Genomic DNA, 23,789 nt, shown 5'->3' with positions numbered 1-23,789 from the left:
TGAACGCCCTGGAGGACCGGGCCGCTCACAGCCGGTACGGCCGGGGCTGCGGCATGCGGTTGCGCACTGTTCCCCAGCCTCGCTCCGCGCCCCCGGGACGGGGAGCACCCGCGAGCTTAAGTAAGGTGAGCCTAACAGTGCCAGGTCAGCGATCCGCTGGTGTGCACCTCTGAGGTCCGGAGAACCCCTTGTCGAATGCCGCGCCCATGGCCCCGGGCACCCTCCCCGCCCCTGTCGGCACCCCTGACGACGGTCCGCTGGCCGGAGCTGTGCCCCTGCGCTCCGCGGAGCAGCTGCGCGAGATCCTGGGCGAACCGTGGCCGATCGTCATCGACAAGGTGCACGACGAACTCACCGAAGCGGACCTGGACCTGCTGGCCAGGGCGCCCTTCTGCGCCGTCTCGACCTCCGACGCCGACGGCAACTGCGACACCTCCCCGCGCGGGGGCGAACCGGGCTTCACCCGGGTCCTGGACACGCGCACCCTCGTGCTGCCGGATCTGCCCGGCAACCGGCGCGGCGACAGCTTCCACAACATCCTGTCCAACCCGCATGTGGGCCTGCTCTACCTGATACCCGGCGCCATGACGGTCCTGCGGATCAACGGGCGGGCGCGCATCCTCACCGACGCCCCCGTGTTCGACGAGATGACGGTCAAGGGCCGGCGCCCCGACCTCGCGCTGGTCGTGGACATCGACGAGATATACCTGCACTGCCCGGCCTCGCTGAAGCGCTCCGGCGTCTGGGCCCCGGAGACGTGGGAGGAGCAGCCGGCGAAGACGCCGGGTGCGCGGACGGCGGGCTAGAACCCGCCGCCGTCGAACCCTCCGCCGCCTCCGAAGCCGCCTCCGTCCCCGAAGCCGCCTCCGTCGCCGAAGCCACCGAAACCGGAGGAGTCGAAGTCGGAGCCCGAGACGTCACCCCCGCTCCAGTCACCGCCTCCGCCGCCGAAGTCACCGCCGCCGTAATCCGCCGCGTACGCCGGGGTGGAGAGCATCGAACCGAGCATGGTGCCGACCAGCAGCCCGGGGAGCAGGCCGCCGCCGAAGTAGCCGCCGGCCCAGGGACCGTAGGCCGGGCCCGCCTCCCAGTAGGGACGCCGCCGGCCCTCCCCCACGTCGACCGTCCGGCTCATGGGGTCCTCGCCCTCGCGCAGCCGGACCTCGTCGGCTCCGCAGACCGGGACCTCGCGTGCGGCACCGCCCGAGGGAGTCCACAGGACGTCGGCGACCGAGGGCCCGTGGCGCGGGTCGAAGAAGCAGGGCGGCCTGCGGGCGGGGAGCGGCCGGCCCGTGCGCCGGGCCTCCAGGACGGCGAGGGAGAAGCGGCCGTCCTCCAGGGCCTGGGTGACCCCTCGTACGTCGGAGGGGTGCTGGGCGCCGCCCATGCGGGACTTGGCGTCCTCGTAGGAGTCGAGCGCGCGCTCGTACTCGATGCGCATCGCGTCGTCGGCGCCCTTCTCGCCGGGATGGAAGTCCAGCCGGTCCAGGGTCTCGCCGTAGGCGGTGATGTCCTCGTCCACGACGACCCGGAGCTTCTCCAGAGCCGCCCGTTCCTCTTCCTCCTTGCGCTTCCTGTTGCGGCGGGCGACCGCGAACGCGGTACCTCCGCCCACCAGGACCACGCCGCCGAGGACGATCAGCCCGGCCACCGGGGCGCCGTTGCCGGCATCGTGGCCCGCGCCGCCTCCGCCGGACCAGGAGGCCGGGGCGCTGCCCTTGGCCTGGTCGAGGGCCCGGTCGACGAAGGCGTTCAGCTGGGTCGCGGCGTCGGTGTCCGTGCCGGGCGCCTTCACGGCGCTGGTGAGGTTGTCGACGGCCCGGGTCGGCATCACCTGCGGGTCGGCGCCCGCGTCGAAGCCGTCGCCGAGGCGGACCGCGTAGACACCGGTGACTCCGGTGTCGGTGCGCAGGTTCTGCAGGAGGTTCTGGGGCGGGTACTCGGACGTCGCGGGCAGGACGGCCACGAAGACGGGTTTGTCGGCGTCCTTGATCTTCTTCTCCAGGGCGGCCTCCTGGGCCGCCGAGAGCTGACCGGACGCCGCCGGGTCGACGTACACGGGGCCCTGGCGCAGGGCGCTCGCCGCGTCGTCGATCGTGGAGGGGGCGGCCTGGGCAGCGGGGGTCATCGCCAGCACAGCCGCCGTGAGTATCAGCAGCAGGCAGGCCCACAGGGGAGCGAACAGCCTCTTCCGCATACTCCGAAAGTAACCCGGACGGGCGACAAACGCGTCGCCCGCCCGGGTTTCTTTTCCGCAGTTACGCGGCGCGGTACGCCGTGCGCAGCTTCGCCACCGCTCCGGTCAGGTCACCGGTGAGCAGCAGGTGGTCGGCCTCGGCGAACGGCTTGGACACCGCCGCCGTCAGCTTTCCGCCGGTCTTCCGCTGTACCAGGAGCCTCGCCCGGTCCACGATCTCCTTGCCCGCCGTGGTCTTCCCGAGGCCGGCCCGCTCGGCGAGCGAGGCGGCGACGGCGAGTCCGGTGAGGGTGGCTTCGCCGCCCGTGGGGACCTTCTTCAGGGTGGTGAGACCCCAGCCGTACGGGAACTGCGGGTCGTACGCCGCGTCGCCGACGTTGATCGGCAGCTGCGACCCGGACCTGGGCCAGGTCACCGGAAGCTGTCCGGTGAAGGCCCGCTTGCCGTAGAGGACGTCGGCGACGCCGTCGCCCTCGGTGCCCGGCAGCCAGGAGGCGACCAGGGCGTCGATGCCGTCGAGCTGGTCGCCGACGAGCTGCGGACGGCCCGAGACGATCAGGACGGCGCACTTCATGGCGGCGCAGACCGTGTCGATCGCCTTCTTGTCGGCGTCGGTGAGCTCCAGGTCGTGGCCGTTGCCGACGTCCCCGATGCCCTCGGCGTACGGCTTCTCGCCGACGACCACGACTCCCGCGTCGTATCCCTCGGTCGGGGCGGAGGCGTCCTTGGAGAAGGTGGCCGAGGAGGTGTTCTTCTCGATGCCCTCCAGGATCGTCGTGCCCGTGGTGGTGGCACCGGAGGCGCCCTGCCAGCTGACGGTCCAGCCGCCGGCCTGGTTGCCGAGGTCGTCCGCGTTGGACCCGGCGACGTAGACCTTCTGCGACGCCTTGAGCGGGAGCACGGCGCCGTCGTTCTTCAGCAGCACCTGGGACTTGGCGGCTGCCTCACGGGCGACCGCGCGGTGCCCGGCCGAGCCGACCTCGTCGAGGTTCGAGGTGTCCGCGTACGGCTTCTCGAAGAGGCCGAGGCGGAACTTCTGGGTCAGGATCCGGGCGACGGCGTCGTCGATCCGGGCCTCGCTGATCCGGCCTGCGGTGACCTCCGCCTGGAGCGTCTTCGTGAAGTCCTGGTAGGCGGTCGGGACCATGATCATGTCCAGCCCGGCGTTGACCGAGGTGCGGACGTCGCTGGCGTAGTCACCGGGGATCTGGTCGATGGCCTGCCAGTCGCTGATGACGAAGCCCTCGAAGCCCATCCGGTCCTTGAGCACACCGTTGATCATCTCGGCGTTGGCGTGCATCTTCACCGGGCCGGCGTCGTCGCCGATGATGTCCAGCGAGGAGTAGGAGGGCATGACCGTGCCGACGCCGCGCTTCACGGACTCGGTGAACGGCGCGAGGTGCACCGCTTCGAGCTCCTCGCGCGTGACCTTCGTGACGCCCTGGTCGATGGTGTACGAGCCGGTGGTGGAGGAGCCGAACTCCGTGCCGCCGTCGCCGACGAAGTGCTTGGCGCTGGCCAGCACCTTGTCGTTGCGGTCGAGGTCCTTGCCCGACGGGTGGCCCTGCATGCCGGTGATGACCGTCTCCATGGCCTCGACCAGCGCCGGGTCCTCGCCGTATGCCTCGTAGGAACGGCCCCAGCGCTCGTCACGGGTGACGCAGACGCAGGGGGCGAAGTCCCACGGGATGCCGGTGGCGCGGACCTCGTTCGCGGTGACGGCGCCGGTCTTCTCGGCGAGCTTCGGGTCACGGCCCGCGCCGATGCCGATGTTGTGCGGCATGATCGTCGAGCCGATCACGTTGTTGTGGCCGTGCACCGCGTCCACGCCGTAGATCAGCGGGATCTGGAAGCGGGTCGCCTGCGCGCGCAGCTGGTAGGCGTCGGTCATCTTCGCCCAGGCCTCGGGCGTGTTCGGGGTGGGCACGGAACCGCCGCCGGAGAGCAGCGAGCCGAGGTCGTAGGTGGCGATGTCGCCCTGCGACTTCAGCGCGTTGCGCTCGGCCTGGGTCATCTGGCCGGCCTTCTCGGCCGGGGACATCCGCGAGAGCAGGTCGGCGACGCGCTTCTTCACCGGGAGCTTCGCGTTCTGGTACGGCAGTCCGTGGGCGTCGATGACGACCTGCGGGTTCTCCTTGGGCGCCTTGGCCCCGGTGACGGTGAGCTCCAGCGGGATCGTCTCCGCCGACTCGGCCCCCTTGTCCTTCGCCGTGGCCACGGAGACGGTGTGCGTGGTGCCGGACGCGGTACCCGCGGGGAAGGTGTGCGTGCCGCTGACCGCGGTGTAGTCCTTGCCGGACTCCGCGCTGCCGCCCTTGGTGGTGTAGGCAACGGTGACGGGCTCCTCGGTGGGCACGGAGCCGGTGGTGGCGACGGAGATCTTGATGTCCGCCGTGCCGCCCTCCTCGACCGTGTGCACCGCGGAGTCGACGACGACGCCGGCCTTCAGGGCCGGGTCGGCCTTTCCGTACAGCTCGACGGCGTCCATGGCGAAGGAGCCGGGGGCGCCGGTCGGCAGGGTGACGGCGTAACCCCACATCTCGTTCAGTCCGAGGACCTGGTCGATGCCGCCGACGGGCTGGTAGTCGGCGCGGTAGACGAAGTCCGCGAAGGGGATCTCGACCTGGTGCCAGCCCTCCCAGTCGTCGGTGAAGGAGGTGGTCCACAGTTCGGAGGCGCCGCCGTTCGCGCCGCCGTCCTTGATCTCGAAGTTGATCCGCTTGCCCGAACCGGGCGGCAGGGGCGCGGTGTTCTGGCCGTACCACCAGAAGCGGATGCCCTTGTGCGCGGTCCAGTCCTTCGGCGGCTGGTCGACGGCGAACTCGTGGCTGAGTCCGCCCCAGGCGCTGATGTCGTAGGTGCCCTGGAGGACCTTGGAGCCCTCGGGCGCGTCGGCGCGCTCCTTGAACTCCAGCGCCGGGTGGTCGTCCGCGTCGCCGCCCCAGGTGAACAGGGAGTCGGCGGGCGGGTTGCCGAGGGGGACCTCGCCCTCGAAACGGTCGACGAGGACGGGCGCCGGCTCCTCGGTGCCGGCCGCCGCGCTGGGGACGGCCCCGGCGAGCAGCGAGGCGAGAACGGTGGCCGCGGCGAGTGCGGCGGTCGCCGGTCTCGCCCGGTGGCGGGCGCGGGCGTGCGGTGTACGGGGCATGTGCGGCTCTTCTCTACTCCGGTGACATTCGGGCAGGGGGAAGATCAGTCGGTACGGGCGTTCCGGGTGAGGCGGATCGTGTCGCGGTACCACTTGGCACTGTCCTTGAGCGTCCGCACCTGGGTGTCGTAGTCGACGCGGACGATGCCGAACCGCTTGTCGTAGCCGTAGGCCCACTCGAAGTTGTCCATCAGCGACCAGGCGAAGTAGCCCCGGACGTCGGCGCCCTGCCGGCGGGCCTCGGACACGGCGTCGATGTGGTCGGCGAGATAGGCGGTGCGGTCGGTGTCGGGCACCGAGCCGTCGGCGGCGACGGTGTCGTCGAAGGCGGCGCCGTTCTCGGTGATCACGGTCGGCAGCGCGTAGTCGCTCTGGAGCCGCAGCAGCAGATCGGTGAGCTCGGCCGGGGTGATCTCCCAGTCCATGGCGGTACGAGGCAGGTCGCGCTCGACCCCGCGGACGACGGGGAGGCCGTCGGCGTCGGTCGGCGACCCGTCCTCGGTGACTCCGGAGAAGAGGGCGCCGCGGTAGAAGTTGACCCCCAGGACGTCGAGGGGGGTGGAGATGGCGTCCAGGTCGCCGTCCCGCACGGGGAGTTCGATCCCCTGCGCGGCCAGGTCCTCGACGACGTCCCGCGGGTAGCGGCCGTGCACGATCGGGTCGAGGTACAGGCGGGTGCCCATGCCGTCGGCGCGGCGGCAGGCCTCGCGGTCGGCTTCGCTGTCCGTCTCCGGGGTGGCGGTCCCGAGGTTGAGGGTGATGCCGAGTTCGAGCGGGCTGCTGCCTGCCGCCTCGCGCATCTGCCGGGCGGCGAGGCCGTGCCCGAGCAGCAGGTGGTGGACGGCGCTCATGGCGTCGCCCATGTCGGTGCGGCCGGGGGCGTGGGCACCGTAGGCGTATCCGAGCATCGCCGAGCACCACGGCTCGTTCAGGGTGGTCCAGTGCTCGACCCGGTCACCGAGCGCGTCGTGGGCGAGCATGGCGTACTCCGCGAACCGGAGGGCGGTGTCGCGGGCCGGCCAGCCGCCCGCGTCCTCCAGCTCCTGCGGCAGGTCCCAGTGGTAGAGGGTGACCCAGGGGGTGATGCCCCTCCCCTGGAGCTCGTCGACCAGCCGCTTGTAGAAGTCGAGGCCCTTGGCGTTGGCGGGACCCCGGCCGCCCGGCTGGATGCGCGGCCAGGCGAGCGAGAAACGGTAGGTGTCGACGCCGAGGCCCGCGATCAGCTCCACGTCCTCCGGCATCCGGTGGTAGTGGTCGCAGGCCACGTCGCCGTGCTCCGCGTTGTGCACGGCGCCCGGGACGCGGCAGAAGGTGTCCCAGATGGAGGCGGTGCGGCCGTCCTCCGACGCCGCGCCCTCGATCTGGTACGAGGAGGTGGCCACGCCCCAGCGGAAGTCGGCAGGGAGTCCCTGGACGGCGGCGGGCTGCAGGCTGCTGCGGGGCGTGACGAGATTCATGGTTCTCCGTAACTCCGTTTGCGGGGTGGGGGTTTGCTTCGGCCGGCCGGGCTCAGGCCGGCCGGGTGTGCAGCCAGCAGGCGACCTCACGGTCCTGGCCGCCCTCCGGAGCGGTGAGCACCGGGACCCGGGCGTCGCACGGTTCGAAGGCCTTGCCGCAGCGGGGATGGAAGGCACAGCCGGCGGGCATCGCGGACAGGTGCGGGGGCGATCCCGGGATGCCGGTGAGCTCGCGCCGGGGGCCGTGCAGCGCGGGGAAGGAGTGCAGCAGGCCTTCGCTGTACGGGTGGCGCGGGTCGCGGTAGATCTCCGCCGCGCCCGCCTGCTCCACGATCCGCCCGCCGTACATGATCGCGATGCGGTCGGAGAACTCGATCAGCAGCGAGATGTCGTGGGTGATGAAGACGACGGAGAAGGAGAGGCGCTCCCGCAGCTCGACCAGCTTGCGCAGGATCTGCCGCTGCATCACCACGTCGAGCGCGGTGGTGGGCTCGTCCATGATGACGATCTCGGGTTCCAGGGCCAGCGCCATGGCGATCATCACGCGCTGGCGCATGCCGCCCGAGAGCTGGTGCGGGTAGGCGGCGAGCCGGTCGGCGGAGATGCCTACGAGGTGCAGCAGCTCCTCGGCCCGCGCGGTCCGCTCGGCGGCCCGCATGCCGGGGCGGTGCGCGGTGAGGACGTCGGTCAGCTGGCTGTGGACCGTGTGCACCGGGTTGAGCGAGTTCATCGCCCCCTGGAACACGATGGACAGCTCCTGCCAGCGGAAGGCGCGCAGCTCGTCGGGGCTCAGGGCGAGGATGTCGACGGCTTCGCCGCCGGGCCGGTGGTAGTGGACGTCGCCTCCGGTGATCACCCCGGGCGGGGAGAGCAGCCGGGTGACGGCGTACGCCAGCGTGGACTTGCCGGAGCCCGATTCGCCCGCGAGGCCGAGGACTTCGCCGCGGTGCAGGGTGAGGTCGACGTCCCGCAGCGCGCGGACGCCGCTCGCACCGGTGCCGTAGTCGACGTTCAGGCCGCTGATGGTGAGGATCGGCTCGGCGGTCATGCGGGCTGCTCCTTGCTGGACGTACCGGCGGACTCGGAGGCCCCGGGACCGGAGGTGCCGGGCGCCGCGGACGCCGCGGCGGACTCGGACGTACCGGGCTCCGCGGGCGCCGTGGCAGGTGCCTCGGGCTCCGCGGGCGCCGCGGTGCGGGCCACCGGGGTGAAGGCGGGCGCGGGTCCGGTCCGCGCGGCGACGCGGGCGACGGGCGTGAAGCCGACCCGCATCCGCACCTTCCGGGAGGCGCCCGTCGCGGTGCGCAGACGCGGGTTGACGAACTCGTCGATGCCGAAGTTGATGAGCGAGAGGGCCGTGCCGAGCAGGGCGATGCAGAGCCCGGCGGGGACGAACCACCACCAGGCGCCCTGGGCGAGAGCCTGGTTGGACTGGGCCCAGAAGAGCACCGTGCCCCAGTTCCAGTGGGAGATGTCGGCGACGCCGATGAAGGCGAGCGTGATCTCCGAGAGGACGGCGAAGATGACGGTGCCGACGAAGCCGGACGCGATGACGGCGGTGAGGTTGGGCATGACCTCGAACAGGATGATCCGCCAGGTCGATTCGCCGGTCGCCCGCGCCGCCTCCACGTAGTCGCGCCGCCTGAGGGACAGGGTCTGGGCGCGCAGGACGCGCGCTCCCCAGGCCCAGGAGGTCAGGGCGATGACGGCCGCGATGAGCAGGTCCCCGGTGTCCTCGACGAAGCTCGCGATGATGATGATCAGCGGCAGGCCCGGGATGACGAGGAAGATGTTGGAGAGCATCGAGAGGATCTCGTCGGCGGCTCCGCCGAGGAATCCCGCGGTGACCCCGATGAGCACGGACAGCACGGTCGCCAGGATGCCGGCGAGGAATCCGACGAGCAGCACGCCGCGGGTGCCGACGAGGATCTGCGAGAGGACGTCCTGCCCGGTCTGCGTCGTACCGAACCAGTGGTCGGCGGACGGGGGTTGCAGCAGCTGGTCGCTCATCGCGTCCGGGTCGTGCGGGGCGATCCAGGGGCCCACCACGGCCAGGATCACGAAGAAGGCGAGGATCAGCAGCCCGGTGCGGGTCTTCCCGCCGCGCAGGAAGCGGAACCTGGCCCGGGACGCGGCGGGCGCGGCCTCGGTGACGACTACGTCGGTGCCGGTGACGGCCATATCCGTCAGGCCTCCTTACGGGTGCGCGGGTCGAGGAGGGCGTAGGCCATGTCGGCCAGCAGGTTCGCGGCGAGCACGGAGAGCGTGATGATCAGGAAGACGCCCTGCATCAGCGGGTAGTCCTTGGCTCCGACGGCCTGGAACAGCTGGTAGCCGATGCCCGGGTAGGAGAAGACCATCTCGACCAGCAGGGTGCCTCCGACGATGAAACCGAGGGAGAGGGCGAATCCCGAGATGTTGGGCAGGACGGCGTTGCGGGCGGCGTAGGAGAACATCACGCGCCGCTCGGACAGCCCCTTGGCCTGCGCCACCATGACGTAGTCCTCGGAGGAGACGGTCACCATCATGTTGCGCATGCCGAGGATCCAGCCGGCGATGGCGCTCAGCACGATCGTCACGCCGGGGAGCACCCCGTGGTACAGCGCGCTGGAGACGAACGGCCAGTCGAAGGCCGGTACCAGCGAGTTGTCGTAGCCTCCGGCGGCCGGGAAGATCTGCCACTTCACGGCGAACAGCGCGATGGCGATGAGGCCGAGCCAGAAGTACGGGATGGCCGAGATGAAGGTGGTCACGGGCAGCAGCCCGTCCAGCCAGGAGCCGCGCCGCCATCCGCTGTAGACGCCGATGCCGGTGCCGAGCAGGAAGCTGATCATGGTGGTGATGCCGACCAGCGCGAGCGTCCAGGGAAGGGACTGGGAGATCACCTCGCCGACCGGGGTCGGGAAGAAGGTGAAGGACAGGCCCAGGTCACCGTCGAGCAGGTGCGACCAGTACTCGGTGTACTGCGCCCAGATCGACTTGTTCTCGTCCAGCCCGAACAGGGCCTTCAGGGAGGCGATGGCGCTGGTGTCGAGCTGCCCCTGGTAGCGGCTCATCAGAGCCTCGACGGGGTCGCCCGGCATGAGGCGCGGGATCAGGAAGTTGATGGTGATGGCGGCCCACGCGGTCACCGCGTAGAAGGCGAACCGCTGGAGGATGTACTTCACTTCGCTGCTCCCTCGGCGGTCGTGCCGTCGTACAGCCAGCAGGCGGCCCACTGGCCGTCCGCCAGGTCGAAGCGCGGCGGCAGTTCGGTGCGGCAGCGCTCCATGGCCTTCGGGCAGCGAGGGTGGAAGCGGCAGCCGTCCGGCGGGGCGATCAGTGAGGGCGGCTCGCCGCTTCCGGTCTCCTCCTGCGCCTCCTGGTCCGCCACCCGGTCGGGGTCGGGCGCGGAGGCGATCAGCAGCTGGGTGTACGGATGGGCGGGGCGCTGGGTGACGGTCTCGCTGTCACCGCCCTCGACGATCCGGCCGGCGTACATCACCAGGGTCGTGTCGGCGAAGTAGCGGGCGGAGGCGATGTCGTGGGTGATGTAGAGGATCGCCAGGCGCAGCCGCTCCTTGAGGTCGCGCAGCAGGTTGAGGACGCCGAGCCGGATCGACACGTCGAGCATCGACACCGGCTCGTCGGCCAGCAGGACCTGCGGGTCGGCGCCGAGCGCGCGCGCGATCGCGACGCGCTGGCGCTGCCCTCCCGACAGCTCGTGCGGGAACTTGTCCAGGTACTGATGAGGAGGAGTCAGCTGGACGCGTTCCAGGAGGGCCGCCAGGTTCGTCTCCAGTTCCGCCTCCCCGCTCCCCGCCCGGCCGTGGATCTTGAGGGACCGGGTCAGGTGGTAGCGCACGGTGTGCACCGGGTTGAGCGAGGCGAAGGGGTCCTGGAAGATCAGCTGGACCTGTTTGACGTAGGTGCGGAAGGACCGGCCACGCCCGGCCTTCACCGCCGTACCGCCCAGGTGTATCTCGCCCGCGGTGAGCGGGTACAGCTGGGCGAGCAGCCGTGCGACGGTGGACTTTCCGGAGCCGGACTCCCCCACCAGCGCCGTGACGGTGCCGCGCCGGAGCTCCAGCGAGACGTCGTCGACGGCGTGGACGGTGCGGCGTCTGCGGGCGACGAGGTCACCGGCGGTGCGCCGGACGGGGAAGTGCTTGGTGACTCCGCGTGCTTCGAGCACCACGTCGTTCGTGGTGCGCACGTCTGCGGACTGTTCGGTGGTCATGGGCGGTTCTTCCCCGTGCTTGGAGGGTCCGGCAATTGGGGGGTGGGTGAAGGAGCGGGGCTGGGTGCGTGCAGCTGCAAGGCGGAGGATGGAGGCAACGCGGAGCGTTGTTGACTGACGACAACGCCGCTGGGGGTCCCACCCTGCTCGAGCGAAGCCGAGAGCTCGGGGGAGTGCGTGCCCGGCCCCGCGACACCGCCGCCCGATTGCCGGACCCTCTTCACTTGGCGGGCTTCAGGTTCAGCACGACTTCCAGCGCGTCGGGCTGGGTGTGCTGCGGTGCTGCGTACGGGTCCTTCTCGGTGGGCCAGCCCACCCAGTTCTTCGTGGAGTACTCGGCACCGATGGGGGCGGCGGCCGTCGGGATGACGGGGGCCTGCTCGACCATGATCTTCTGGAGGGCGTTCATGGCCTTGGTGCGGGTGGCGTCGTCGGTGGCGTTGGCGTACTCCTTCAGCGCGGCGGTCGCCTCGGGGCTCTTGAAGCGGCCGAAGTTGCCCAGCTGGGAGGTCTTGCCGATGGGCTGGAGGATCGCCCCGTCCATGATGTTCTGGTACATGTCGTACGGCGTGGCCCCGCTGTTGGTCCAGTGCAGGGTGGCGTCGAAGTTGCCGGTGCCGACGTCGTTGCCCCAGGCCTCGGCGGTCTGCGTCTTGACCTTGGCCTCGATGCCGAGCTGCTTGATGTTGTCCTTGATGATGGACAGCCCGGTGATGTAGTCGTTCCAGCCGGCCGGGTCGGTGAAGGTGAGCTCGACGGGCTTGCCGCTCGGGTCCTTCAGGACGCCGCCGCTGAGCTCGAACCCGGCCTCGTCGAGGATCTTCTTGGCTCCGGCCACGTCGGGCGCCGTGGTGGCGTTCTTGTACTCCGGGGCGAGGAAGGGCTCTCCGGCGGGCAGCGGGATGCCGGTCGGGTTGCTGATCTCCGGGTAGAGGGTCGCCTGGGCCTGTACGTGGATCGCCTTGCGGTCGATGACCATGGCCATGGCCTTGCGCAGGGCCGGGTTGTCGAACGGCTTGCGGGCCGTGTTGAACCACAGGCCGTGGATGCCGAGCCCCGAGGGGAACCACAGCTTGTGGTTCTTCGGGTCCTTGGCGATGTACAGCTGCTTGTAGTTCGGCATGAAGACGAACGACCACTCCAGCTTGCCGTTCGCCAGGGCCGTGGTCGCGGCGCTGTTGTCGTTGTACGTGCTGTAGCGCAGTTCCTTGACCTTCGTCTCGCCCTTCCAGTAGGTGGGCGTGGCGACCAGGGTGGTGGTCTGCGGGGTGAAGGTCTTCAGCTTGTACGGACCCGAGCCGACCGGGGTGCGGTTGGGCCAGGTCTCGGGGTTCTCGACCTTCTCCCAGATGTGCTTGGGCACGACGTAGGTCGTGATGATCCTGTTCTGGTTGACGAACTGGGAGTCCTTGAAGGTCAGAACGACCTTCTCACCCTCGACGGCGATGCCGTCGAACGGGATGCCGAAGCCGTTGAGCCCCGGGTGCTTCTTCAGCAGTTCGAAGGTGAAGGCGACGTCGGCGGCGGTCAGCGGCTTTCCGTCGGCCCACTTGGCCCGCTTGTCGAGGGTGAAGGTGAGCTTGGTGAAGTTGGACTCCCAGTCCCACGCGGTCGCGAGCCAGGGGTCCGCCTTGTCGGTGGGGCGGATCTGGTTGGTCATCGCCAGCGGCTCGTAGATCATGTAGCGGTAGCCGAGGGTGGCGCTCGCCGAGGTCGCGAGGAACGGGTTGCTGTTGTTCGTCTGCGGCCCGTCCGGCTTGCCGAGAGTCAGCACGCCCGTGGCACCCGCGCCTCCCCCCTTGTTGGCACCCGAGTTGGCGGACGAACAGCCTGCGGCGAGCGCGACCACGGCGGTGGCGGCTGAGAGCGCTCTCAGAGTGTGACGACGGCGTACGGACATGACGACTCCAGGAGGACTGCGGGTCTGGGAGATCCGGCGGTGTGGACAGCGCGCTACGCGCCAGGTGCGGGAGGTGCGGGAGGTGCGGGAGGTGCGGGTGCGTGTGACGGCGGTTGCGGGTGCGTGTACGGCGGTCGCGGGTGCGTGTACGGCGGTCGCGGGTGCCTGACGCGGGTGCGGCGTGCGGTGCGGGGTGTGTGGTGCGGTGCCTGCGGGGCGGTGGAGCGGATGCGGTGCCTGCGGGGCGGTGGCGCGGGGATCGGTGCGGTGCCTGTCGGCGGTTCGGGGATACGGACGGGCGGCCTCGCGGCCGGACCCGTTACGGCGCCGAGCGGCGCACGACCAGTTCGGTGGGCAGCACGACCGGTCCGTCCGGTACGGCGGTGCCGCCGAGGTGGGAGAGCAGCAGGCGGGCCGCCGCCTCGCCCATCTGCCGGGTGGGCTGATGCACGGTGGTCAGCGGTGGTTCGGTGTGTTCGGCCATCGGGATGTCGTCGAAGCCGACCACCGCGATGTCGTCGGGTACGCGGCGGCCGGCGGCTCGCAGGGCCCGCAGGACACCGGCCGCGCTGATGTCGTTGTGCGCGAAGACGGAGTCGAACTCGGTTCCCGAGCCGAGGAGTTGCTCGACGGCGAGCCGGCCCCCGCGCTCGGTGAAGTCTCCGTCCACGACCAGATCGGTGGGCAGGACGGAGAGGAATCCCGCGAGCCGGTCGCGTACGCAGCCGAAGTGCCTCGGCCCCGTGACGACCAGAGGTCTCGTGCGCCCCTCGTCCCGCAGGTGGCGGGCGGCGCAGGCACCTCCCTCGTGATTGGTGGTCACGACGGAGGGGAATTCCGGGTGATGGCCCCTGTCGTCGATCAGGACGATCGGCAGACCGGACCGGTGCAGCGCGGTGAGCTGGTCGAGGGTGTTCTCCGGTTCGACGACGACGAGACCGTCGAAGGCGCGCGCCGACACCTGGGTGGTGAAGCGCTCGACGGACTCGGCACCCCGGTTGCAGGTGAAGAGCAGCAGCCCGTAGTCGGCGGCCTCGACGGTGTCGACAACCCCCTGGAGCACCTCGCCCATCCAGGGCCAGGTCAGCGAGGGCACCAGCATCCCGACCGTGCGGCTGCTGCCACGGGCCAGTCCGACGGCGCCCGAGCTGGGCACGTAACCGAGGTCTGCGATCACTTCACGAACACGAGCGGCTGTGGAACCGTCCACTTCGCCCTTGAGGTTGATGACCCGCGACACGGTCGTCTTGCTGACGCCGGCCTCACGGGCGACATCGGCGATGGTGACACGCATCGGGGCCTCCAGGGGCAAGGCAGGACAGGTGGTTCGCAGGGCTTCGGTACCGGTTCCGCAACCGGTACCGGAACCGGTACCGGCGTTGCGGCTGGAGTTAACCCCCCTGGAACAGGGGCGTCAATACTTCACGCCGAGATTGGTCCGTACCCATACCGAAAGGAGATCCGGCGGAGCCTGTGTTCACTTCTCGAAGACACGGACCTATTGACGCGAACACGTAATACCCAGTTCACTCACGCTCGTTCGACGGCACTTCCCCCACGCCCCTGCCGAGAAAGGCAGCAGCCCATGATTCGGACAAGCAGAACGGCGAGGGTTCTCGTCGCGACGGCGCTCGCCACGGCGGGCCTCGCCGGGCTCTCCTCCGGGACCGCCCAGGCCGCCGGCGAGACCGTGAACATCGTGCTGACCACCACGGACGACGCGGGCGGGCGCCATGTCACGCGTGGCCTCCAGGCCCAGGCCCCGGTCTCCTTCGTCGCGGGCAACGGGGGCGCGGGCACCGGTATCACCGTCGACGAGAACACCCGCTACCAGACCTTCACCGGCGGCGGGGCCTCGTTCACCGACACGGCCGCCTGGCTGATGAAGGGCAGCGGGGCGCTCAGCCAGGCCACCCGCGACCAGACGATGAAGAAGCTCTTCTCCCCCACGGAGGGCATCGGGCTGTCGTTCGTCCGCAATCCGATGGGCGGGTCGGACCTGGCGCGGTTCGGCTACACCTACGACGACATGCCGGCCGGTCAGACGGATCCGACGCTCGCCGGCTTCTCGATCGCACACGATCTGCAGGACGTGCTGCCGCTCACGAAGCAGGCCAAGCAGCTCAACCCCGCGTTGACGACGGTCGCCTCGCCGTGGACGGCACCGGCCTGGATGAAGGACAGCGGTCAGCTCAACGGCGGCTGGCTGAAGGCCGAGCACTACGGGACGTACGCCGACTACTTCGTGAAGTACCTCCAGGCCTGGAAGGACCAGGGCGTCCCGGTCGACTACGTCACCGCTCAGAACGAGCCCACCTGCTGCTCCGGCTACCCCTCGATGAGCTGGAACGGCTCCGGCCTCGCCTACTTCACCAAGAGCGAGCTGCTGCCCGGTCTCCAGTCGGCCGGGCTGACCACCAAGGTCCTGGCGCACGACTGGAACTGGGACACCTACGACGCGTACGCCGCCGCGACGGTCGACGACGCCGCGGTGCGCAGCCACCCGAACTTCGGCGGGGTCGCCTGGCACGGCTACGGGGGCGACGTCGCGAAGCAGACCTCCGTGCACGACCGGTACCCGCAGGTGGATGCCTTCCAGACGGAGCACTCCGGCGGTACCTGGATCGCCGACCAGCAGCGCGAGGACATGCTCAACATCATCGACTACACCCGTAACTGGGCGAAGTCGGTGACCAAGTGGTCGCTGGCCGTCGACCAGAACCGGGGCCCGCACAACGGCGGCTGCGGCACCTGCGACGGGCTGGTCACCGTGCACAACGGGGACAGCAGGCACGGCCAGGTCGACTACACGGTGGAGTACTACACGATGGGCCACCTGACGAAGTACGTCCGGCCCGGCGCGTCCCGGATCGCCTCCACCGCCAGCTCGGCCGTGCCCAACGTCGCCTGGCGCAACCCGGACGGTTCGAAGGCGCTGATCGCCTACAACGGCGGCACGTCGGCCCAGCAGATCACCGTCAACTGGGGCGGCCAGAAGTTCACCTACTCCCTGCCCGGCCGCACCTCGGCAACCTTCACCTGGTCGGGCACCCAGTCGGGCTCCTCGGGCAGCAGCGGCGCGTTCACCGGCATCGGCGGCAAGTGCCTGGACGCCACGGACAACACGGCGGCCGACGGCACCCCCGTCCAGATCTGGGACTGCACCGGCGCGGACAACCAGAGGTGGACGGTCGGCGCGGACGGCTCCGTCAAGGTGCTGGGCGCCTGCCTCGACGTCACCTCGGGCTCGACGGCCGACGGAGCAAAGGTCCAGCTGTACACATGCAACGGCTCCGGCGCACAGCGCTGGACGTACAACGCGTCGACCGGGGACGTGGTCAACACGGCGGCGGACAAGTGCCTCGACGCGACCGGGCAGTCCTCGGCGAACGGCACCCGGCTGCAGATCTGGACCTGCACCGGCACCGCCAACCAGAAGTGGCGTCTCCAGTAGCGGCACGGACGGACGGCGGCCGGACCGGGGTCTCCCCGCCCGGCCGCCGTCGTGCGGTGTACCGGGCGCATTGCCGCCGTCGTGCGGGGCGGACGGGCCGGGCCTAGACTTGGGAGCACCGGCACCCGGCTCAACGTGCCGCCGAGCCAGGGCGGTTGGGGCCGGTGCCCATGGGGCCGGTGAGCGTGCCGGGGGTGAGCCCGGCGGGGGCGGAGGACGGAGGCAGCCATGCCGCGGACCAATCCCCACCTCGACAGCGGGAGCGAGAACGCCTTCGGTCCGTCGCACGAGGCGCGTGGCTGGCAGGCGGGTTACGACGCGGGGATCGGCTCCCCCGACGGTGTGCCCGCGACTCCTCTGGTCCGTGTCGGCGGCTTCATGGAGGCGTTCGCCGAGGGCGCCGTGGCGGGCAACGCCGACGGCGGGACGGAGGGCTGGCGGCTGTGGGCCGTACGCGAGGAGGGCCCCGGCGCCCTGGCCCGTCCGCCGGACACGGAACCCGTGAGCAGCGGCGAGACCGGGGACCCCGCCACGGACTTCCCGCTCGCGTGGCGGAGCGTGGGGCCCTTGCCGCTGCTGCCGATGCTGACACACAGCGCGCCCGAGGCGCACGGTGCGTGGACCAACCAGCTCGCGGGCCTGGCGCTGAGGCGGGCTCTCGCCGCGCCGGGCGGTCCCGAGGTGCTCTACCTGCCGGTCTGCCTCCAGCCCGGGCACACGCTCACCGGTGACTCCGTGCTCGACGCGGGCTACTGGCACGGCACGGTGTCCGGTTCGTTCGACACCGCCGGCCGGGAAGCCGCCGAGCACGCGCTGGTGCGCGTCCCGCACTTCCCGGGGCTGGTCCGCTACCGCCCCGCGGACGACCACAACTTCTGGGAGTGGCTCCCGCTGGCACAGGGGGATCTGACGCTGCTGTGAGGGATACGGCCGCCCATGCTCTCCGCGCTCCCCGTGAGGGATGCCGGAAGGCATGAGCGGCCGGGGCCGTTCCAGCCCTTCCAGGGGCTTCTATCCGGATCAGGCGCGAGCCCGGCGTGGTCCGGAGGCGCGTCCTAGTCCGTGGGCTCCACACCGGCCCGCAGCAGGCCGAAGGTGTACGCGTCCTCCAGGGCCTGCCAGGACGCGGCGATGACGTTCTCGGCCACACCGACCGTGGCCCAGTCACCCGATCCGTCACCGGTGGTGATCAGCACCCGGGTGGTGGACTCGGTACCGGTGCGGCCCTCCAGGATGCGGACCTTGTAGTCGATCAGCTCCAGCTTGGCGAGCTGCGGATAGATCCGCTCCAGGCCCACCCGCAGGGCCCGGTCCAGGGCGTTGACCGGGCCGTTGCCCTCGGCCGTCGCGACGATCCGCTCGCCCTTGGCCCACAGCTTGACGGTCGCCTCGTTGGCGTGGGTGCCGTCGGGGCGGTCCTCGACGATCGCCCGCCAGGACTCCACGCGGAAGTAGCGGCGGGGCCTGCCGTCGACCTCGGCCCGCAGCAGCAGCTCGAAGGAGGCGTCGGCCGCCTCGTAGGTGTAGCCCTTGAGCTCGCGCTCCTTGACGCGCTCCACGACCCGGCCGACCAGGGCCCGGTCGTCCCCGAGGTCGATGCCGAGCTCCTTGCCCTTGAGCTCGATGGAGGCACGGCCCGCCATGTCGGACACGAGCATCCGCATCGTGTTGCCGACGAGTTCGGGGTCGATGTGCTGGTACAGGTCCGGATCGACCTTGATCGCGGAGGCGTGCAGTCCGGCCTTGTGCGCGAAGGCGGAGACCCCCACGTAGGGCTGGTGGGTGGAGGGCGTGAGGTTGACGACCTCGGCGATGGCGTGGGAGATCCGGGTCGTCTCGGCGAGCGCGCCCTCGGGGAGGACGGTCTTGCCGTACTTGAGCTCCAGGGCGGCGACGACGGGGAAGAGGTTGGCGTTGCCGACCCGCTCGCCGTAGCCGTTGGCGGTGCACTGCACGTGCGTGGCACCGGCGTCCACGGCGGCCAGGGTGTTGGCGACGGCGCAGCCGGTGTCGTCCTGGGCGTGGATGCCGAGCCGGGCTCCGGTGTCGGCGAGGACGGTGGAGACGACGGCCTGGATCTGGGCCGGGAGCATGCCTCCGTTGGTGTCGCAGAGGATGACCACGTCGGCGCCGGCCTCGTGTGCGGTGCGTACGACCTGCTTGGCGTACTCGGCGTCGGCGCGGTAGCCGTCGAAGAAGTGCTCGCAGTCGACGAAGACCCGGCGGCCCTGCTCCCGGAGGTGGGAGACGGTGTCGCGGACCATCTCCAGGTTCTCCTCCAGCGTGGTGCGCAGCGCGAGTTCCACGTGGCGGTCGTGTGACTTGGCGACCAGCGTGATCACCGGCGCCCCGGAGTCGAGCAGCGCCTGGACCTGCGGGTCCTCGGCGGCCTTGCCGCCCGCCCGGCGGGTGGCCCCGAAGGCGACGAGCTGGGCGTGCCGGAAGTCGATCTCCTGGCGGGCGCGGGCGAAGAACTCCGTGTCGCGGGGGTTGGCCCCGGGCCAGCCGCCCTCGATGAAGCCCACACCGAAGTCGTCCAGATGCCGTGCAATGGTCAGCTTGTCCGCGACCGTCAGGTTGATGCCTTCACGCTGCGCTCCGTCGCGCAGCGTGGTGTCGAAGACATGGAACGTGTCGTCGGGGGCCGAGGCCTTGGTGGTCATACTGATCTGACTCCTGTCGGGTGAGCGGATCCGGACGAATCGGCTCCACTTGCCCCCATCATCTCGCGTGCCTCGCTCCGGCCGTGGTGTGGGCCGGAAAACGAAAAAACCCCTCGCGGGTGCGAGAGGTCTGCGCGCGGGTCTGGGGCACGATGTCCGTTCCGTACGTGGTGGTACGGGACGGTCACTGCGGACCGGCGCGCCTGCTGCCGATAATCATGGCGAACGAGGACACGGCAGCAGTCTGGCACAGCGGCACTCCCGGGTCTCGGGGCGTCTCAGGATGCGGGCGTGACGTCCGTCGCAGCGCCGGACGCGGGCCCAGGGGCGGCGTTCGCGCCCTCGCCGGATGCGGGGACCGGACCGGCGTCCGCACCCTCGCCGGACGCGGGGACCTGCATGAGTGTCTCGTCCACGTACCGGCGCACCTGGTCCAGGACCTGTTCCCGCCCGGTCCCCGGGATGCCGACGGTGACGTGGACGCTGAACCCGTCGAGCAGGGCGCGGAGCCGGGTCGCGGCCCGGCCGGTGTCCACGGCACGGAAGTCCCCGCGCGCGATCCCGTCGGCCAGCAGCTCCACGAGATCCCGGTGCCAGGCGTCCTCGATGGCGGCCTGCCGCGCGCGGGCGTCGTCGTCGGCGTCCTGCGAGCGGTTCCAGACCTCCAGCCAGAGCGTCCAGTGCGGGTCGCGGTGGCCCTCGGGGACGTACAGCGCGATGTAGGCGTCGAGCCGCTCGCGCGCGCCGCCCGGGGCGGTGAGCAGGGCGCGGCGTTCGGTGCCGAGGCGCGCCTCGCTCCACTCCAGGGTCTGGAGCAGCAGTTCGTCCTTGGTGCGGAAGTAGTAGAGGAGGTGCCCGCTGCTCATCCGGACCTCGCGGCCGAGCCCCGCCATGGTGAGCCCGTCGAGTCCGCGCTCGGCGACGGTGGTCATGACGGCGGCGAGCACGTCCTCCCGGGGCGGGGCGACGTTGCGGCGGCGCGGGTTACCGGTCACGGGTTTCAGATCCTGGGCTGTTGCTGCGTGATGCAGTGGATGCCTCCACCGCCGGCAAAGATCGTACGGGCGTCGACGCGTGTCACCGTACGGTCCGGGAACAGGTCGGCGAAGACGGCCGCCGCCTCCTCGTCCCTGGGGTCGTCGAAGGCGCAGAGGATCACGCCGTCGTTGCAGAGGTAGTGGTTGATGTAGGAGTAGTCGTTCCACTCCCCTTCGGCGTTCCGCAGCACCGTGGGGGCGGGGATCTCCACCACTTCCAGGGGGCGTCCCCGCGCGTCGGTGGCGGCGCGCAGGAGGCGGACCGTCTCGCGGGTGACCTCGTGGTCCGGGTGCGAGGGATCGGGCTGGACATGGGCGACCACGACGCCGGGGCGGGCGAAGGCGGCGACGATGTCCACATGGCCGAGGGTGCCGTACGTTCCGTAGTCCCCCGTCAGGCCGCGCGGCAGCCAGAGGGCCTTCTCGGTGCCGAGCCTGGCGTGGATCTCCTCCTCGACGGCCTGCCGGGTCCAGCCGGGGTTGCGTTCCGCGCCCAGCTGGACCGTCTCGGTGAGCAGCACGGTGCCCTCGCCGTCGACGTGGATCGCACCGCCCTCGTTGACCAGCGGCGAGCTGTGGACGGGGACCCCGGCCAGCTCGGCGACACCGCGCGCGATGTGCCGGTCGTGCTCCCAGCGCGCCCAGCCCTGTGCGCCCCATCCGTTGAACGTCCAGTCCACCGCCGCGAGCCGGCGGCCGTCGGTGACGAACGTGGGGCCGATGTCACGCATCCAGGCGTCGTCGAGGGGACGCGGGGCGATCTCGATGTCCGGGCCGAGCAGCTCGCGCGCGCCGTCCTCCTGCCCCGGCCCCACGATCACCGTGACCGGTTCGAAGCGGCGCACCGCCCGGGCGACCGCGGCCCAGGCACGACGGGCCTCGTCCAGCTCCGCGGCGGTGGCGAAGGTGGGGTTGGGGCCGGGCCAGGCCATCCAGGTGCGCTCGTGCGGGGCCCACTCGGGCGGCATACGGAAGGTCATGGCGGGTTCCTAGAGGAAGTAGAGGCGGTTGAGGGCGACGGAGTCGGCGGCCGGTGAACGCAGCGGGTCCCCGTCGAGGGTGACCAGCCCGGTCTCGCCGTCGACACCGACCTGTCCGGTACGGGAGTTGAGGCGCAGGTCGGCGGGTCCGATGCCCCGCGTGCCCCGGACGGCGACGCGGCGCCGGCGGGTGGGCATCAGGTCGGAACCGAGCTGGATGGCGGCCTCCGCGACGAAGGCCACGGACAGATCGGCGGCCGTCGCTCCGTACGCACCGAACTGCGGTCCCAGGACCAGGGGTTCGCAGGTGTCCGTGGCGGCGTTGGGGTCGCCGGTGACGCCGTAGGCGGGAAAGCCGGACTTCAGGACCAGCTGGGGCTTCGCGCCGAAGAACTCCGGGCGCCACAGGACGATGTCGGCGAGCTTGCCCGTCTCGACGGAGCCGACCTCGTGGGACAGCCCGTGGGCGATGGCGGGGTTGATGGTGAGCTTGGCGATGTAGCGCAGCACGCGGGCGTTGTCGTCGGCCGGGCCGTCGCCCTCCATGGGGCCGAGCTCCGCCTTCATCTTCGCCGCCATGGCGAAGGTGCGGCGCACGGTCTCCCCGGCCCGCCCCATGCCCTGGGCGTCGGACGAGGTGATCCCGATGGCTCCGAGGTCGTGCAGCACGTCCTCCGCCCCCATCGTCCCGGCCCGGATCCGGTCGCGCGCCACGGCCGCGTCGCCGGGGAGGTCGGTCTTGAGGTCGTGGACGGAGACGATCATCCCGTAGTGCTCGGCGACCGCGTCGCGGCCGAAGGGGAGCGTCGGGTTCGTGGAGGAGCCGATGACGTTCGGGACGCCCGCCATCTTCAGGACGTTGGGGACGTGCCCGCCGCCGCAGCCCTCGATGTGGAACGCGTGGATCGTGCGGCCTTCGAGCACGCTCAGGGTGTCCTCGACGGACAGGCACTCGTTCAGCCCGTCGCTGTGCAGGGCGACCTGGACGTCGTACTCCTCGGCGACCCTCAGCGCGGTGTCCAGGGCGCGGGTGTGCGCGCCCATGTCCTCGTGGACCTTGAAGCCGCAGGCCCCGCCCTCGGCGAGGGCCTCGACGAGCGGCGCCCGGTGGGAGGAGGAACCGCGGCCGAGGAAGCCGATGTTGACCGGCCAGGCGTCGAAGGCGTTGAACGCGTGACGCAGGGCCCACGGCGAGTTGACGCCGACGCCCCACACCGGGCCGAACTCCTGGCCGATGATCGTGGTGACGCCGGAGGCCAGCGAGGCCTCCATGATGCGCGGGGAGAGCAGGTGGACGTGCGGGTCCACGGCTCCGGCCGTCGCGATGAGGCCTTCGCCGGAGACGATCGTCGTGCCGGTGCCGACGACCACGTCGACCCCGTCCAGGGTGTCCGGGTTGCCGGCCCGTCCGATCGCGCTGATGCGGCCCTCGCGGATGCCGACCGAGACCTTGCGGATGCCCAGCACGGCGTCGATGACCAGGACGTTGCTGATGACGACGTCGCAGGTCTCCCGGACGGCGGCGGCCTTGAGGTGCAGACCGTCGCGGGCGGTCTTGCCGAACCCGGCGAGGAACTCGTCCCCCGGCTTCTGGGAGTCGGACTCCACCCGTACGGTCAGCCCGGAGTCGCCGAGCCTGACCCGGTCCCCGGCGCGCGGACCGTGCACGGACGCGTATGCGTACGGATCCGTCATTCGCCCTCCTCCGCTCCGAGGTAACCGCAGGCCGCGGCTCTGCGCAGGGCCTCCTCCTTGGCTCCCGGGGCGTCCAGCGGGCCGTCGACGAGCCCGGCGAAGCCGATCGCGATCCGGTCGCCGCCGATGGGGACGAGCGCGGCACGCACGGACTCCCCCGGGCCGAAGCGGACGGAGGAGCCCGCGGCCACGCTCAGCCGCATCCCGTACGCCGCTGCGCGGTCGAAGTGGAGCCGGGGGTTGGCCTCGAAGAAGTGGAAGTGGCTGGTCACGCTGACCGGGACGGTCGCGGTGTTGCGGACGGTGAGCCGCACCGCCGGCTCGGGCTCCGAGGTCCCGGGGCCCGGGAGGAGCGCGCCGGGGGCGTCGGCGCCGAGGGAGCCGTCGAGGGGACGGCTGACGACCGCGAGCCGGGAACCGTCGTCGAAGACGGCCTCCACCTGGACCTCGGTGACCACGTCGGCCACACCGGGCAGCACGTCGTCAGGCCCCAGGACGGCGCGGGCGGCCTCGATCGCCTCGGCGAGCCTGCGCCCGTCCCTGGCCGCCTCGCAGACGGTGTCGGCGATCAGGGCCGTCGCCTCGGGGACGTTGAGCCGCAGGCCACGGGCGCGCCGGGCCCTGGCCAGCTCGGCAGCGCCGAAGAGCAGCAGCCGGTCGCGTTCGGTCGGGGTCAGTCGCACGTCACCACACCTCCTGGTTTTGAGCAGCACTCTAACCAGTTTCGAGCGGCGCTCAAAACATGGGGCGCGGAAGTCCGCGGGCACGCGGAGGCCGCAGGGCGAGGGATGGGGCGGAAGGCAGGAGCGAAGGGACTCGGGCGAGGTGCTCCGGGAACGCGCGTAGGCCGCGCCCCTCGCGAGGGACGCGGCCTACGTGTACGAGCGGCGCGTACGGCCCGGGGATCAGCCGAGCCGTGGAACCGTACGGTCCGGGGATCAGCCGAGCCGGTGCATCCGTACGGTCCGGGGATCAGCCGAGCCGGTGCATCCGTACGGTCCGGGGATCAGCCGAGCCGGTGGAACCGTACGGTCCGGGG

16 protein-coding genes and 1 pseudogene are annotated in these 23,789 nt (G+C 71.0%); 3 read left to right on the top strand and 14 right to left on the bottom strand.

Going from position 1 to position 23,789, the window contains the following annotated elements; translation table 11 throughout:
• Positions 1-206 precede the first annotated feature (206 nt).
• Positions 207-806 carry an MSMEG_1061 family FMN-dependent PPOX-type flavoprotein gene (locus ACFYQ6_RS13700; RefSeq protein ID WP_388762970.1) on the top strand — a complete coding sequence of 200 codons (600 nt, stop codon included), beginning with the start codon at positions 207-209 and terminating at the stop codon, positions 804-806.
• Here ACFYQ6_RS13700 and ACFYQ6_RS13695 read toward each other — a convergent pair.
• From ACFYQ6_RS13695 to ACFYQ6_RS13655, 9 genes are all read right to left on the bottom strand, one after another.
• The gene (locus tag ACFYQ6_RS13695; protein WP_361574039.1) at positions 803-2,197 is read right to left on the bottom strand and encodes a hypothetical protein; all 1,395 of its coding nucleotides are present in this window, start codon (positions 2,195-2,197) and stop codon (positions 803-805) included. The genes ACFYQ6_RS13700 and ACFYQ6_RS13695 overlap by 4 nt on opposite strands.
• Before the next feature lie 61 nt (positions 2,198-2,258).
• Positions 2,259-5,345 (bottom strand): glycoside hydrolase family 3 N-terminal domain-containing protein, encoded by a 3,087-nt coding sequence (locus ACFYQ6_RS13690; RefSeq protein WP_361574037.1) that lies wholly within the window; start codon positions 5,343-5,345, stop codon positions 2,259-2,261.
• Between the two features lie 44 nt (positions 5,346-5,389).
• On the bottom strand, positions 5,390-6,802 hold the full coding sequence (locus ACFYQ6_RS13685; protein WP_361574034.1) for a GH1 family beta-glucosidase: 1,413 nt from the start codon (positions 6,800-6,802) through the stop codon (positions 5,390-5,392).
• 52 nt (positions 6,803-6,854) lie between these two features.
• A complete protein-coding gene (locus ACFYQ6_RS13680; protein WP_361574032.1) occupies positions 6,855-7,850 on the bottom strand; it encodes an ABC transporter ATP-binding protein in 996 nt (331 codons plus the stop codon).
• Positions 7,847-8,983: an ABC transporter permease gene (locus ACFYQ6_RS13675; RefSeq protein WP_361574030.1), complete on the bottom strand. Its 1,137-nt coding sequence runs from the start codon at positions 8,981-8,983 to the stop codon at positions 7,847-7,849. Before ACFYQ6_RS13675 ends, ACFYQ6_RS13680 begins: the two co-directional genes overlap by 4 nt.
• Positions 8,984-8,988: 5 nt before the next feature.
• Positions 8,989-9,969: an ABC transporter permease gene (locus ACFYQ6_RS13670; RefSeq protein WP_361574028.1), complete on the bottom strand. Its 981-nt coding sequence runs from the start codon at positions 9,967-9,969 to the stop codon at positions 8,989-8,991.
• Positions 9,966-11,021, bottom strand: coding sequence for an ABC transporter ATP-binding protein (locus ACFYQ6_RS13665; RefSeq protein WP_361574026.1), 1,056 nt, complete (start codon positions 11,019-11,021; stop codon positions 9,966-9,968). Before ACFYQ6_RS13665 ends, ACFYQ6_RS13670 begins: the two co-directional genes overlap by 4 nt.
• A gap of 220 nt (positions 11,022-11,241) precedes the next feature.
• Positions 11,242-12,921, bottom strand: a complete 1,680-nt coding sequence (locus ACFYQ6_RS13660; protein WP_361574024.1) for an ABC transporter substrate-binding protein — start codon at positions 12,919-12,921, stop codon at positions 11,242-11,244.
• 319 nt (positions 12,922-13,240) lie between these two features.
• The gene (locus ACFYQ6_RS13655) at positions 13,241-14,215 is read right to left on the bottom strand and encodes a LacI family DNA-binding transcriptional regulator (protein WP_361574022.1); all 975 of its coding nucleotides are present in this window, start codon (positions 14,213-14,215) and stop codon (positions 13,241-13,243) included.
• Between the two features lie 291 nt (positions 14,216-14,506).
• On the opposite strand from ACFYQ6_RS13655, the gene ACFYQ6_RS13650 reads away from it, so the two are divergent.
• Positions 14,507-16,375, top strand: a complete 1,869-nt coding sequence (locus tag ACFYQ6_RS13650) for a ricin-type beta-trefoil lectin domain protein (RefSeq protein WP_361574020.1) — start codon at positions 14,507-14,509, stop codon at positions 16,373-16,375.
• Positions 16,376-16,603: 228 nt separating this feature from the next.
• Complete coding sequence (locus ACFYQ6_RS13645; RefSeq protein ID WP_388762965.1) at positions 16,604-17,296, top strand: hypothetical protein; 693 nt, start codon at positions 16,604-16,606, stop codon at positions 17,294-17,296.
• A gap of 134 nt (positions 17,297-17,430) precedes the next feature.
• Here the strand turns inward: ACFYQ6_RS13645 and cimA are convergent, their stop codons facing one another.
• The 5 genes and pseudogenes from cimA to ureA all read right to left on the bottom strand — a co-directional run bounded on the left by cimA (position 17,431) and on the right by ureA (position 23,433).
• Complete coding sequence (gene cimA, locus ACFYQ6_RS13640; protein WP_356738625.1) at positions 17,431-19,038, bottom strand: citramalate synthase; 1,608 nt, start codon at positions 19,036-19,038, stop codon at positions 17,431-17,433.
• A gap of 395 nt (positions 19,039-19,433) precedes the next feature.
• Positions 19,434-20,033, bottom strand: a pseudogene (locus tag ACFYQ6_RS13635) (TetR/AcrR family transcriptional regulator); the annotation flags it as partial.
• A gap of 5 nt (positions 20,034-20,038) precedes the next feature.
• Positions 20,039-21,055, bottom strand: a complete 1,017-nt coding sequence (locus ACFYQ6_RS13630) for an agmatine deiminase family protein (RefSeq protein WP_361574015.1) — start codon at positions 21,053-21,055, stop codon at positions 20,039-20,041.
• Between the two features lie 9 nt (positions 21,056-21,064).
• Positions 21,065-22,750 (bottom strand): urease subunit alpha, encoded by a 1,686-nt coding sequence (locus tag ACFYQ6_RS13625; RefSeq protein WP_388762962.1) that lies wholly within the window; start codon positions 22,748-22,750, stop codon positions 21,065-21,067.
• The gene (ureA, locus tag ACFYQ6_RS13620) at positions 22,747-23,433 is read right to left on the bottom strand and encodes an urease subunit gamma (RefSeq protein ID WP_361574011.1); all 687 of its coding nucleotides are present in this window, start codon (positions 23,431-23,433) and stop codon (positions 22,747-22,749) included. Before ureA ends, ACFYQ6_RS13625 begins: the two co-directional genes overlap by 4 nt.
• Positions 23,434-23,789 lie beyond the last annotated feature (356 nt).

Source organism: Streptomyces sp. NPDC005494 (assembly GCF_042872025.1).
Lineage (GTDB): Bacteria > Actinomycetota > Actinomycetes > Streptomycetales > Streptomycetaceae > Streptomyces.
Note: the sequence above shows the minus strand (reverse complement) of the source record. Positions and strands in the feature narration are given on the sequence as shown.